Source organism: Leisingera sp. XS_AS12 (genome assembly GCF_041224635.1).
GTDB lineage: Bacteria > Pseudomonadota > Alphaproteobacteria > Rhodobacterales > Rhodobacteraceae > Leisingera.
The window spans coordinates 57247-70542 of the sequence record NZ_JBGFGM010000094.1 but is presented as its reverse complement, the minus strand read 5'-3'; the positions used below and the strand labels follow the sequence as shown (position 1 = coordinate 70542).

The 13296-nt window shown below is 64.2% G+C and carries 10 protein-coding genes; 6 read left to right on the top strand and 4 right to left on the bottom strand.

Annotation, left to right across the window (positions count from 1 at the left end):
• Nucleotides 1-27: 27 nt before the first annotated feature.
• Nucleotides 28-1476, bottom strand: coding sequence for a glutamine synthetase family protein (locus tag AB9K35_RS10570; RefSeq protein ID WP_369925937.1), 1449 nt, complete (start codon nucleotides 1474-1476; stop codon nucleotides 28-30).
• A 285-nt stretch (nucleotides 1477-1761) separates the two neighbouring features.
• On the opposite strand from AB9K35_RS10570, the gene AB9K35_RS10565 reads away from it, so the two are divergent.
• The 3 genes from AB9K35_RS10565 to AB9K35_RS10555 all read left to right on the top strand — a co-directional run bounded on the left by AB9K35_RS10565 (nucleotide 1762) and on the right by AB9K35_RS10555 (nucleotide 4064).
• A complete protein-coding gene (locus tag AB9K35_RS10565; protein ID WP_369925935.1) occupies nucleotides 1762-2538 on the top strand; it encodes an IclR family transcriptional regulator in 777 nt (258 codons plus the stop codon).
• 119 nt (nucleotides 2539-2657) lie between these two features.
• The gene (locus AB9K35_RS10560) at nucleotides 2658-2972 is read left to right on the top strand and encodes a hypothetical protein (RefSeq protein WP_369925934.1); all 315 of its coding nucleotides are present in this window, start codon (nucleotides 2658-2660) and stop codon (nucleotides 2970-2972) included.
• 120 nt (nucleotides 2973-3092) lie between these two features.
• A complete protein-coding gene (locus tag AB9K35_RS10555) occupies nucleotides 3093-4064 on the top strand; it encodes a type I glyceraldehyde-3-phosphate dehydrogenase (protein ID WP_369925932.1) in 972 nt (323 codons plus the stop codon).
• A 15-nt stretch (nucleotides 4065-4079) separates the two neighbouring features.
• Here AB9K35_RS10555 and AB9K35_RS10550 read toward each other — a convergent pair whose 3' ends face one another.
• Nucleotides 4080-4691, bottom strand: a complete 612-nt coding sequence (locus AB9K35_RS10550) for a hypothetical protein (RefSeq protein WP_369925930.1) — start codon at nucleotides 4689-4691, stop codon at nucleotides 4080-4082.
• A 189-nt stretch (nucleotides 4692-4880) separates the two neighbouring features.
• The gene (locus AB9K35_RS10545) at nucleotides 4881-5192 is read right to left on the bottom strand and encodes a hypothetical protein (protein WP_222455382.1); all 312 of its coding nucleotides are present in this window, start codon (nucleotides 5190-5192) and stop codon (nucleotides 4881-4883) included.
• A 469-nt stretch (nucleotides 5193-5661) separates the two neighbouring features.
• Here AB9K35_RS10545 and AB9K35_RS10540 point away from each other — a divergent pair, with 469 nt between their 5' ends.
• Together AB9K35_RS10540 and AB9K35_RS10535 are read left to right on the top strand one after the other, a co-directional pair.
• On the top strand, nucleotides 5662-7464 hold the full coding sequence (locus tag AB9K35_RS10540) for a BamA/TamA family outer membrane protein (protein ID WP_222455383.1): 1803 nt from the start codon (nucleotides 5662-5664) through the stop codon (nucleotides 7462-7464).
• On the top strand, nucleotides 7461-11102 hold the full coding sequence (locus AB9K35_RS10535; protein WP_369925928.1) for a translocation/assembly module TamB domain-containing protein: 3642 nt from the start codon (nucleotides 7461-7463) through the stop codon (nucleotides 11100-11102). Before AB9K35_RS10540 ends, AB9K35_RS10535 begins: the two co-directional genes overlap by 4 nt.
• Before the next feature lie 60 nt (nucleotides 11103-11162).
• On the opposite strand, the gene AB9K35_RS10530 is transcribed toward AB9K35_RS10535, so the two are convergent.
• On the bottom strand, nucleotides 11163-12155 hold the full coding sequence (locus AB9K35_RS10530; RefSeq protein ID WP_369925925.1) for a glucokinase: 993 nt from the start codon (nucleotides 12153-12155) through the stop codon (nucleotides 11163-11165).
• Nucleotides 12156-12303: 148 nt separating this feature from the next.
• Here AB9K35_RS10530 and AB9K35_RS10525 point away from each other — a divergent pair, with 148 nt between their 5' ends.
• On the top strand, nucleotides 12304-13284 hold the full coding sequence (locus tag AB9K35_RS10525) for a glycosyltransferase family 2 protein (RefSeq protein WP_369925923.1): 981 nt from the start codon (nucleotides 12304-12306) through the stop codon (nucleotides 13282-13284).
• Nucleotides 13285-13296 lie beyond the last annotated feature (12 nt).

The following is a 13296-nucleotide window of genomic DNA, read 5'->3' as shown; positions in this document are numbered from 1 at the left end:
CCGGCTGGAGCATGGCGCTCTCCACCGTCAGAACAGGTTGAAATACTCGGCCTGCTCCCATTCGCTGACGGTATCGAGGTAGCGTTCCCATTCGAACTTCTTCAGTTGCAGAAGGTAGGCCGTCACCTCCTTGCCCAGCGCATCACGGCACAGTTTCGACTGCTTGAACCCGCTCAAGGCCTGCCCCAGCGACCGCGGCATCCGCGCGGCATCCTCGCAATAGGGCGAGGTGGTGGGACGCGGCGCCTCGAGGCTTTCGGCGAGTCCCGCGGCGCCGGCGATGATTTGGGCGGTTAGCGCGTAATAAGGGTTGGCCGAACTGTCAGGGGCGCGGTTTTCAACCCGGCTGTCCGCCTCTCCCGGCGCCATCAGCGCACGCAGCATCGCGCCGCGGTTGTCCACCCCCCAGCTGATCCGGTTGGGGGCCAGTTGATAGGGCAGATAGCGCTTGTAGCTGTTGACCGTGGGCGCCACCAGGAGGGACGTCTCCGAAGCGTATTTCAGCAACCCGGCCATCCATCCGCTGGCATGAGGGCTGAGCATGCCGGGGGCCTCGGGCACGAACAGATTGCGCCCCGTCGCCAAGTCATGCAGCGACTGGTGCACGTGCCAGCCATTGGCCATGGAATTGTGCAGGCGCGGCTTGGCCATGAAGCTGGCATGCAACCCCTCTCTGGCGCAGACCTCCTTGGCCATGGTGCGCAGCATCACCATGGCATCGGCCTGGGCCATTGCGCCATCCGGGGCAAAGGTGAATTCCACTTGGCTCGGCCCCATTTCGATCTCGACCGAGCGCACGGGCAAACCAAGTTTCTGCGCATTGCGCCGCAGCAGGTCCAGAACGCGCTCGACCTCGCCGTAGCGGGTTTCGGTAAGATACTGGTAGCCTTGGGTCAGGTTGCGGGTCTGAACCGGAGCGCCGGGATGGGTCGCCTCGGCATGGCGGTCGGCACGATCCGCCAGCTCAAAGATATGAAACTCCACCTCCAACCCGAAGGTGACGGCCATGCCCTGTGCCGCCAGACGGTCCACCGCGCGTTGCAGCACCGCGCCGGAGGCAAAGGCGATCGGGCTGCCATCCTGATAGACCGGGTCGCAGAAAATCCAGGCCGAATGCCCCGACCAGGGCAGCACCCGATAGGTTTCGGGGCGTGGCACCAACAACACGTCCCCGGCACCCTGCATTGGCCCGCTCAGCCCGCTGTTTTCCTCCCAGACCGCAAAGGCGGCGCGGTGTGACGTATCCTTCAGCAATAGCGTTGCAGGCACATTGATGCCGCGCTGAAACAAGCTGTCGATGCCATCGGCCATGACCGTCTTGCCACGCAGGATGCCATGCTGATCGGCAAAGAGCACTCGCACGGTCTCGACCCCGTCGGCTTGCACCCGCGCCGCAACTTCCCTCGCCTGTCGGCAGGTCTCTTCGTCGAACAGCCCCAGACGCGCCAGTTTGCCGGAAGTGAAATCATGCGCCATCGGCCGCCTCGTGGTCTTTTGTCTCAACTGCAAATCTGCCCGGTTCGGTGTGACCCGAGGTGCGTCCGATGCGGACCCAAGCAGCGGCAGACTGTAACAAAAATGGGCCGGACGTCCAGTTGCACGGCCGCGATTGCCCATTCCGACAGCGCAAAGGCAAAGCAGCGTCGCGATTTACGCCTTGACAGCGTGCGCCCAACGCACATGGTGCTGAACATTCGCACAACATGACGAGCACTGGCGACAGGCCAGGCCAATTACGAACAAAACAGGCCCGAACGACGAATGGCAGTGATAGATCAGGACAGGAACATTTCTTCGAGCTTTGCCAAGGGCCTGGCGGTTCTGGCGGTTTTCGACGCCCAAACCCCCAGCATGACCCTTGCCGAAATCGCCCGGCGCAGTGGACAGGACCGGGCCACTGCCCGGCGCGGAGCCCTGACCCTGGTGCAGGCGGGCTACCTGCGCCAGGATGGGCGGATGCTGTCCCTGACCCCCCGCGTGCTGGCGCTTGCGGGTGGCTTCCTGCAGGCCAATCAATTCGGACGGCGGGTGCAGCCCGTTCTGAACCGCCACGCGCGACAGATGGAAGTCGAGGTTACCCTGGCGATGCTGGACCAGGGCCGCGTCCTGGTGCTGGCGCAATCGACCGTCGATCACGGTCATATCACCTACGGGTTTACGGCCGGGTCGCACATTCCGCTGGCCCATACCAGTCTCGGGCGCATGCTGCTGGCCGGCCTTTCCGTCGAAGAAGCCGCGGCCACGTTGGCAGCCACCGATATTCCCGGCCACACCAGCCAGTCGCTCACCTGTGCGGATGCAATCCTGCAACGGGTGGAGACGGCACACGAGCAGGGCTACTGCGTTACCGACAGCGAATTCGAGGCCGGCATCATCGGCTACGCGGTGCCCGTCTCGCGCCCCGACCGCACCCCGATCGTGGTCGGCAGCTCCGCGCCACGGGGACAGAATCCCGAGGCAGACACCGAACGGCTGCTGCGCGGCCTGCAACTCTGCGCGGCGGAGCTGCGTCAGGCAGAAGCGGTAGATCACCTGTAGCGCCAGAAGGGTCGGCGACAACCCGGCGTAGCCCCCCTCGCCCTCCCCTGCACATCGCTATGCAACCTGATGGCGTCCTGCTAGGCTCATCATCGATGAGTTACCGCAGGAGCCTTTCCATGATGAAGCAGATGATTTTGGCCGCGGGTTTCTGCTCTGCCCCGGTCCCGGCCTCGGCAATGGCAGAGCAGGTCGGCACCCAGGTCGAGGTCCTGGGGCGCACCTGGCTGGTGGCCTGGGCGGGCGACCGCCCGCATCATGTCAGCGCCACGCGGATGAACCTCGAGCATCAGCCCTTTCGCCCACCGGCGGTGCTGAGCGCGCGACAGGCGGTGCGCGCCATGCGGGCGGCAACCGGGTGCAGCGTGAACCTCGACAGTTTGCTGCGCTCGATCTCCGGCACCTATTACGGGCAGCTCATTTGCCGGAAATAACCCCGTCTTTGCCGGTTCAGCCGATCCGTTGAGATTCGCAGAAACATCCTCTTGGAAAATGTGACCATTTTCCTGCCACACCGGATTGAGCGGCACCGGCGCGCCTGCCATAGATTGCGCATGAAACTTGCAATCAACGGATTCGGCCGCATTGGCCGCGCCATCCTGCGCCAGATTCTGACCACATCGCGCGGAGATGACATCGAGGTGGTGCGCATCAACGACATCGCGCCGTTGGACATGTGCGCCTACCTGTTTCAATACGACAGCACCTTTGGCCCCTTCGCCGCACCGGTCGAACACGGCAACAAGGCGCTCCACGTTATGGGCCACTCAATCCCCGTAAGCCACGCCGCGGATCTGACCGAAGTGGATCTGAGCGGCGTCGACCTCGTGCTGGAATGCACAGGCATTGCAAGAACATCGGACGTCGCCGAACGCGGACTGAAAGCGGGGGCGGGTAAAGTGCTGATCTCCGGCCCCTCCCCGGCGGCGGAAACGACCGTTGTGCTCGGCGCCAACGACGAGACACTCGGCGAGGCGCGGATCGTGTCCAACGCATCCTGCACCACCAATGCGCTGACCCCCCTGGTGAAGCTGCTGGACCAGATCAGCGGCATCGATACCGCGCATATGACGACGATCCACTGCTATACCAACTCGCAGCCCATGGTCGACGCGCCCCGGGGGGATTTTGCGCGCTCCCGCGGCGGCGCGCAATCGATGGTGCCGACCACGACCTCGGCGATGCATCTGATCGACGAGGTACTGCCACATCTGAAAGGACGCATCAGCGGGGCCGCCGTGCGGGTGCCAACCGCCAGCGTGTCCGCCGTCGACCTTGTCGCGCAGTTGAAGGCACCGATCACCGTCGAGCAGCTCCACGAAGCCGCGGCGGCCTCTGCGGTGCTGGGCTGGACCGACATGCCGCTGGTTTCCTCCGACCTGCGCGCAAGACCGGAATCCCTGGTGATCGCCGGGCCGGAAACGCGCATGGCAGGCGACCGTCAGCTGCGAGTATTCGGCTGGTATGACAATGAGTGGGGATTTTCGGCGCGCATGCTGGATGTCGCGCGGCTGATGGCCGCCTGACCCAGCAGGCAGCCATCAGCGATCGCGATCCCGCAACGTCTCCTGCCGCAAGCGCATCCAGCGGAAGATCAGCATCAATCCGAACATACAGAGCATGAGCCCAATCATGTCGCCGACCGCATAGACGGTCAGAACGGTCAGTTGGTCGTCGGGAAAGATGACACCGGAAAAAACCATCGATTGTCCGAGTGAGTTCAGCAACGATGCCAGCGCCCCGACCGTCAGAACCCCAGCCCAGGACATGCGGCGCGCCTGACCGGAGTAAAAGTTACGACCACTCAGCCGGAGCAGCTCGAAGGCCGCAAGCGAGGACAGCACTCCGACGGCAACGGATTTGAGCAGCAACGGCTCCAGCATCTCACGTATGTTGGCGGAGGTGAACATCGCGTCGGCCACCAATGTTCCCACCGCAAGCGACAGACAAGCGCGCCACCCGAACAACCAGATCGCGAGCACACGTACCCCATGCGGCAGATAGGCGAGACTGGCGAAAATAGTGATTTCTGGCAGGAACATGTTCTGCACCGGCGTCACCACCATGGCGGTCAACCCGTGGCAAACAATATAGGCCGCGGCAATGATGGCATGGCTTAGACCGCCGGAGAAGACTGTCAGGAGATGACGCATACCTAAGCACTAGCCAGCCCCCCGAACACACGCAATGGCGGTTTTCCGCCGAAAACAGGCCGACGGTGACTTTCTCGCGGCGTCTGTCGCCAAGTCTCGCGCGAACGCCGCATATGCGGAGTGGTTGATAAAGCGGCCCCTCAGGACCCATCCCGGAGGGCGGAACTGGCCCGCCCCGGTAGCAGGAAACTACCGCGCGACATCGCCGCCAGCCGAGAACCGCACGACGTAATGACGCGCCTTGCTGTCGCCTGCGCGCTCCAGCAGCCCCATTTCCAGAAGGGACTTCAAGGTCCGGTAAAAGGTCGCCTGTGTCACGCCCCGCACCAGCCTGTGGCTGCGGATCTGATCGGATTGAACGGCTGTGCCCGGTTTGCCCGTCAAGGCGTGGGCCGCAAGCAAGACGTCTCGTTCCACGCGGCTGAGCTTTTCCAGACCGATATCCTGCTCCATCTCGTAGAGCATGTTACGCAATTCGAAAATTGACTTCAGCCTGTCCAAACCAACCTCCTCGTGACACGCGGCCTTTCGGCGCGAATTAGACGACACCACGCAAACATTATCAATCCGAGAATTTTCTAGACAGCAATGTTCTGCGTGGTATCATCCGCTTCAGGCTTGGCTGTGTGAGTGGTGGCTGAGCCTGACGATTGCACCAAATTTCCAGTTTCAGAGTGCTATTGGTAACGAGTGACAGCTCCGGCAGGGACAACTGCCGGGGCTGGATTGAATATGGCAATCTCCACGCCGATTTCAAACGAATTCCTTTCTGACGCACCACAATGACGCACGATTTTACGGTTGCCTGCACCGCTCTTCCTCGGCTTCACGCCGGGCGGGAACATTTGCCGCCGACTTGCCCGGATTGGCGGTTTTCCCCCGAGAAATTCCCGTGCTAGGCTCACGCTGCCCCACGGCCATTCTGGCTGGGCGACGAACCCCGTTTTCAATCCCGCCCACGGGAGCAGACATGCAATTTTCCTTTCGTCCGCGCGCCCTGATGCGCGCTCTCGCTCTGGCCCTTCTGCCGCTGGCACCGACCGCCGCGCAGGCTGCCGACGCACGGCTGTCGGCCCCTGGTGCACCGGCCGATCTGCAGGCGCGGCTCGAGGCAGCCTCTGCGTCTGTCGCCGTGGGACCGCAAACCGGTGTTCAAGAGGTGTTGGCCGCGGCGCTGTCGGACTATCGCACGCTGGTTCAGGTTCTTTACGATGCCGGACATTTCTCTCCGGTGGTGAACATTCGCCTGGATGGCCGCGAGGCCGCGACGATCCAGCCGCTGAACCCGCCGCGAACCATCGAGCATATTGAAATCACTGTGCAACCAGGGCCGCAATTTCGCTTTGGCGTCGCCGAACTCACGCCGTTCCCGGCTCAGAGCGAAATCGACATCCCGCCGACCTACGCCCCCGGCCACCCTGCCAGCACCGGCGCGATCCGGGATGCGGCGAGCGCCGGCGTCCGGGCCTGGCGACGCAATGGGCACGCCAAGGCCGCGATCAGCGGACAGGACATCACTGCCGACCATGCGAAAGCCCGACTGAATGCACGCCTGCGACTGACACCGGGTCCCCGGCTGCGGTTCGGGAAACTCCGCCTCACCGGCCAGACCGCCGTGCGGGAAGACGCGCTGCGCCGTATCGCGGGTTTCCCAACCAGCGAAACCTTTCATCCGGATCTTGTCGCCAAATCTGCGACCCGGCTACGCCGGACTGGCACGTTTTCCAGTGTGGTTCTGCGCGAGGCGGAGCATCCCAACCCCGACGGCACCCTGGACTTTATCGCCGAGGTCGAGGACCTGCCCCCGCGCCGGTTGACCTTCGGCGTCGAGATCAGTTCCTCTGACGGGATCGAAGTGTCGGGCAGCTGGATGCACCGCAACCTGTTCGGAGGCGCGGAAAAACTCCGCGTGGAAGCACGGCTCAGCGGTATCGGCAGCAGCAATGATCTGGATGGACGCCTGGCAGTTCGGCTTGATCAGCCCGCAAAATTGGGACCGGATGACAGCATCTTTTATCTGGCCGAGGCTGAGCACCTCGACGAAGAACATTACACTGCGACCCGCATGCTGGGCGCGATCGGGGCCCGGCGCACGTACTCCGAACAGTTCTATGCCGAGGCGGCACTTGGCGCGACATCGATCCTGGCCGAGGATATTTATGGCAAGCGGCGGTTCAAGTACCTGGCTGCCCTGTTGCGCGCCAACTATGATGGCCGCGACAGCCGGGTGAACCCCACCAGCGGCTATTACCTGCAAGCCAGCGCGACACCATTCCTGGGCTTCGATGGCAGCAAATCCGGCCTGCAGATGAAGGCCGATGGCCGCGCCTATCGGGGCTTGGGGGCCGAGGACCGTATCGTGCTGGCCGGACGCCTGCAGCTGGGATCGGTCGTTGGCCCTTCGCTGAATGAAATTTCCCCTACCTTGCTGTTTTACTCGGGCGGCGCAGGCAGCGTGCGCGGTCACGAATATCAATCCCTCGGCGTGCCCGTGAATGGCGGCATTTCCGGCGGGCGCAGCTTCATGGCGCTGTCCGCGGAGATCCGCGGCAAGGTCAGCGACAAGATCTCGCTGGTTGGCTTCTACGACGCCGGTTTTGTCGGCGAGGACAGCTTCGTATCCGGGTCTGCCGCGCGCCATGCCGGCGCCGGTGTCGGACTGCGCTACGATGTGGCCGGAATCGGACCGATCCGCCTCGACGTCGCCTACCCGGTTGACGGAGGTTCAGAGGACGGCGTGCAGGTCTACATAGGAATAGGACAGGCGTTTTGAGACAGTTTATCGGCCTCTCACTCGGACTTTGCCTGGCTCTGGGCGCCCCCGCGACACCTCCCGCTACCGCACAGGACAGCGCCGCCGAAAGCGGTGGGCTACTGGTGGACTTCCTCGAAGACACGCTGTCCGGCGACAGCCGCTACATCAGCGTAACCGGGTTGCAGGGGGCCTTCTCCTCCAAGGCCAGCATCGAACGGATCACCATTGCCGACGAAAGCGGCATCTGGCTGACGATCGAAGATGCGGAACTGGACTGGAACCGGCTGGAATTGCTGCGGGGGCGGTTTTCCGTAAACCAGCTGAGCGCCGGACGAATTGCAATCGAGCGCCCCCCGGAACCGCTGCCCCCCGATCCGGACCTCCCCGCACCGGAAGCCACCCCGTTTGCGTTGCCGGAACTGCCCGTTGCGATCGAGCTGGATCAGATTGCTGCCCAGCATATCGAATTGGGCGAGAAGCTCGCTGGCGTCGCGGCCGTATTCTCGGTCGACGGCTCGCTGCGGCTGGCAGATGGCACACTGGACACCAAACTGGAGGCCGACCGGCTGGACAGGCCCGGCGACCATCTGCGTTTGCAGGCGGGCTACACAAACGAAACGCGCCAGATCACCCTGGACCTTGAGCTGGATGAGGCGCCCGGTGGATGGATCGGAGCCAGTCTGGATCTCCCTGGACACCCGTCAATTCAGCTGCTGGCACAGGGCAGCGGTCCGGTTACCGATTTTGCCGCGACCATTGGGCTGAGCACAAACGGGCGCGAGCGGCTGGCAGGCGAGGTGGTCATGACGGCGCCGCCACTGCCCGAAGATGCAGCGGCACACGCGCCGCGCCCGCTTGCCTTCTCGGCCGATCTGGGCGGCGACATCGATGCGCTTCTGGCCCCCATTCATCGCCCGTTCTTTGGCCCTGGTCTGCGCCTAAACGTTCGCGGCACGCGCAGTGCTGACGGCGCAGTCAAGCTGGACACGCTGGCCTTGCGGACCGCCGCCCTGCAACTGACCGGCGCTGCATCCCTGACGGCCGGGGGCGTGCTGGACACTGCCAATCTCAAGGCTGCAATCACACCACCCGAGGGGCAGGCTGCAGTCACCCTGCCCGTTCCCGGTGCGCGCACCACACTGGCCGCGGCTGACCTGCATCTGCGCAAGACAACTGTCGGCAACTGGACACTTGATGGCTTGCTGAATCAACTGAGCCATCCAGGCGCGCTGATCGACACGGCAAAGATCACCGGCAGCGGGACCTTGGACCAAAGTCGCGAGTTCGCCCTGCAAGGACGTCTTTCCGCCGTCGTGGCCGGGCTTGAGCCACGGCAACCCGCCCTTGCGGAGGCAACCGGCACCGACATACGCCTTGATGCGACGCTCACCACCGAGGGGCCAGGCGCGCTGCGCATCACCGACATGGAGCTGCGCGGCAGCGACTATCGGGCAGCCGGGCACCTGTTTCTGGACGGGCTGGAAAGCGGGTTGAATTTGACTGCGGACCTGACTGCGGAAGCGACGGAACTGGCGCGGTTCTCCGCCCTTGTCGGCCGCCCCCTCAGGGGGGCATTGCAAGGCAGCGTGGAGGGCAGCTTTACGCCGCTGTCGGGCGCATTCTCTGGCGCGGTGGAGCTGACTGGCGAGGACCTTGCCGCAGGCATTTCCCAGTTGGACGAGCTGCTGCAAGGGACCACCAGCCTGACGGTGAAAGCCGCCCGGGATGCCGCGGGGCTCAGCATTGACCGCTTCACGCTGGAGGGCATCAACCTCGCCGCGAACGCCTCCGGCATGCTGACCAGCGAACGCGGTCGGCTGGACCTTGATGCGGAACTGAAACGCGTGGAAATCCTTGCTCCGCAGCTGCCCGGCCGGCTGAAGCTGACGGCAGGCGTCACGCGGCAGGATGATGTTTTCAGCGGCACCGCCGAACTCAGCGGCCCCCAGAACAGCTCAGCCCAGCTGGACGGGTCGGTGACTCTGGCAGGCGCGGCAGATTTCAGCTTTGCCGCAGCCCTGGAGGAATTGGAGCGGTTTGTGCCGCAGCTGGCAGGCAAACTGGCCGCCGAGGGCCAAGCGAAACGCACAGCCGGCGAATGGGAAATCAGTGGAACCGCTACCGGGCCAGCCGGCCTTGATGCGAAGATCGATGCCCGCTTTGCCGAGAGCAGCGGCAGCACCGATTTGCGATTTGACGCGGTCCTGGCCCAGCTGCAAAGGTTTATCCCGGAGCTGCCGGGGCAGCTGACAGCCAAAGGGTCTGCCACCCGGCGTGATGGCACCTGGAAGATCGACGCCACCGCCAAGGGGCCTGCCGGGGTTGATAGCCGACTGGCCGGGAGCTGGAACGAGGCGGAGGGCACTGCTGATCTTGCCGCAAACGGCACCCTTCGCCTGGAGGGGGTCAACCCGTTCATCACGCCCAACCTGCTGCGTGGCGCAGCAAGTTTCAATCTGGCGCTGAAAGGTGCCCCCTCCCTGGACGCTCTGCGCGGCACGATCTCCGTTCCGGGAGCCTCCCTTGCGGTGCCGTCCGCAGCCCAGAGAATAGACGACATTCGGGCGACAGTCTCGTTGGGGGACACCCGTGCGCACCTGCAGATGTCCGCCCGCCCCCGCGATGGTGGCACGGTCACGATCAGCGGCCCGGTCAACCTGACGCCACCGTTTGATGGGGCGCTTCAGATTTCCATTGATGACGTGACCGTCACCGATCACCTGTCCTATGAGACGCTGCTGAACGGTCGACTGAGCTTTGCCGGAGAGATGGCCGGCCGCAACCGGGTCAGCGGGCGCATCGACGTGGGCGAGACCAACATCAACCTCAATACGGCTGGCGGCACTGTCTCTGCGGCACCGATCCCGCCGATCCGCAACATCAACACGCCTGCGGCCGTCCGCCAGACCTTGGCGCGTGCGGGGCTGACCGGGCAAAGCAGCGCCAGCGGCAGCGGGTCAGGGCGTACCGATCTGGACGTCATCATCAGCGCGCCCTCGCGGATCTTTGCCCGGGGGCGCGGCCTGCGGGCCGAGCTTGGCGGCCAGATCCACCTGCGCGGCAGCACAGCGCGGCTGGCGCCCTCAGGCCAGATCAGCCTGATCCGCGGCACCTTCGACATTGTCGGCCGCCGACTCCAGCTGGACGAAGGGCGAATTACCCTGTTGGGAGATTTGCGTCCCTACCTGGAGTTCAGCTCCTCCACGGCCACGGAAGAGGGCACCGCAACGCTGAAAATTTCCGGCCGCGTCGATGCGCCGGAAATCAAGGTAACCTCCGACCCGCCACGCCCCAGCGAAGAAGCCCTGGCCTTGTTGCTGTTTGGCGACAATCTCAAGGACATCTCCCCGCTGGCGCTGGCGCGACTGGCAACATCCGCGCTGACCCTCAGCGGTCGCGGCGGCGGCACCCAGGCCCAATTACGCCAGTCCACCGGTGCCGATGACGTGGATATCGGGGTCGACAACCTGGGCAGCGGACAATTGGGGCTGGGCGGTTATGTGGCTGAAAATGTCTATACCGACTTCAACGTCAACACCCGCGGAGACAGCGAGTTGAGCATCAACTTGGACGTGACCGACAGCTTGACCGCCAAGGGTACGGTGGACAGCGAGGGGGAAACCGGTATCGGCCTGTTTTTCAAACGCGATTACTAGCGTCAGGCTTTTGTGGACGGGGCCGCCGCTGCGGCCCCGTCAATCAAGGGTCGGGACCCGTTAAGTCTGCTCTTGGGCCTCGCCGCCCACCGGGTGAGAAAGCGCATCTTCGGCGGCGGCCGCTCTCAGGGCCACCCGGGCCGCGCCACTGACCCCTGCAGCGTCATCCTTTATCAACCACAGGGGCGTGTCGCCGCATATCTGCCCCAGCTTGCCACCGGGCTCGGTATAGCTGGACAGGAACAGATCCCGCGCAGGCGTGTTGAGAATGCCGCGCGCAACGCTGCCCGCAAAGAACATCCCCTGCCCCGGCATGTAGAGTGCGGTCATCTCCCGCGCCAACAGCCCCAGCAATTGCGCCCACTCGCCGATCGTGCGCGCCTCGCTGCTGTGGGGATCTGCCAGATAGGCGGCGGATATCCCCTCGGCACTGCTTGCGGCACTGCCGCTCAGGGCCTGGTGGAACCGCACCAGGCCATGCCCCGAGAACAAGCTCTCGACGCTGCAGAATTCGGTCGGCGCCCGCTTCAGACGCTGTTCCAGCCGGTGCACCAAGGGCTGCGGCAAGGCAGCATGGCCCAATTCGGCCTCCAGTGTTTCCTCTCCACAGGAAGCCGCGACATTGAAACCGGTGCCGATCCCCGCCACCAGCGCTTGTGCGCCGCTTTGCCGACCTGGCCGAAGGCTGGCCAACTGCCCCGGGATCAGCACCTGCAGTGCATGGCCCAGCGCCGCGAGGTCATTGATGATCTGCGCCTTGGCACCCGGCTGCAAACCCAGCACCGCGGCGAGTTCCTCTGCCCGGCCCGACCAATTGCGATTGCTAAGTTCAAAATGGCCGTCACGAACTGGTCCGGCCACGGCAAGGCAGGCCCCTGCAAGAGGCGGCAATCCTGGCTGGGCGCAATAGGCGCGCAGCACGTCCTCCAAGCTGGCAAAACTGTCATTGGAGAAACTCTGCAACGCCGTCACACCAACGCCGGGTGCCGCCAGCGCCAAGCGTGTCCGGCTCCCTCCGACATCGCCCGCCAGAACCGTCAGTTCAGCTCCCATGCGCGGTAATCCCCTTGTTCTCCTGTTGTTTACACAGCCTGAAGCAAAGATGGCGCAAAAGCAATTGAGCATGCACGCCCCGCTTGCAGTGGTCGCACGAAGGCGGCAGTTTGAGCCTGCCTGATTGCGCCACGAATGGACCGCCCCTGTGACCCAACCGCCGCCCCCTACCCCTGCTGCCGCCGCTGCCGAAACGGCTGCAGTCGTGATCGGTCGCAATGAGGGCGAGCGGCTAATCCGCTGTTTGCGGTCGCTGACGAGACAGGTGCGACAGATCATCTATGTCGACAGCGGCTCCTGTGACGGCTCGGTCGAAGCTGCGCGCAATCTGGGGGCCGAAGTCGTCGAGCTGGACACGTCCCGCCCCTTTACCGCGGCCCGGGCCCGCAACGCCGGGTTGGCCGCAGTCGCGACCGGGACGGAATACGTGCAATTCACCGATGGCGATTGCGAGGTGGTTGAGGGGTGGATCGCGACCGCCCATGCCTTCATGGAAGCCAACCCACAGGCGGCGGTGGCCAGCGGTCGTCGGCGCGAGCAGTTTCCCTCCGCCTCTGTCTACAATCGTTTGTGCGACGCCGAGTGGGACACACCAATTGGCCCAGCCAAGGCCTGTGGCGGCGATGCGCTGATGCGCTTGACGGCACTGCGCGATGCTGGCGGCTATCGCGACGAGCTGATTGCCGGAGAGGAACCCGAGCTGTGCCTGCGCCTGAGACGCGCGGGATGGGAAATCTGGCGACTGGATGCAGAAATGACCCGCCATGACGCCCGGATGCTTCGTTTCGGCCAGTGGTGGCAACGCAGCCGCCGTGCAGGCCATGCCTTTGCCGAAGGGGCGGCGTTGCATGGGGCCAGCCCGGAACGACATTGGGTGACAGAGACCCGCCGGGCCCTGATCTGGGGCGCCATTTTGCCCGTGGCCATCTTGATTGGCGCGGCCTTCAGTGTCTGGGTTTTGCTGCTGGCCTTGATCTACCCGGCCCAGCTCCTGAGATTGGTGCGACGTATGGGCTGGGAACGGGGGGCTTTTACCCTGCTGGGAAAGTTCCCCGAGGCCGTTGGGGTACTGGAATATCACCTGAACCACCGCAGAGGTCGGTCGCGGACGATTCTGGAGTACAAATAGAGCGGCCTATCG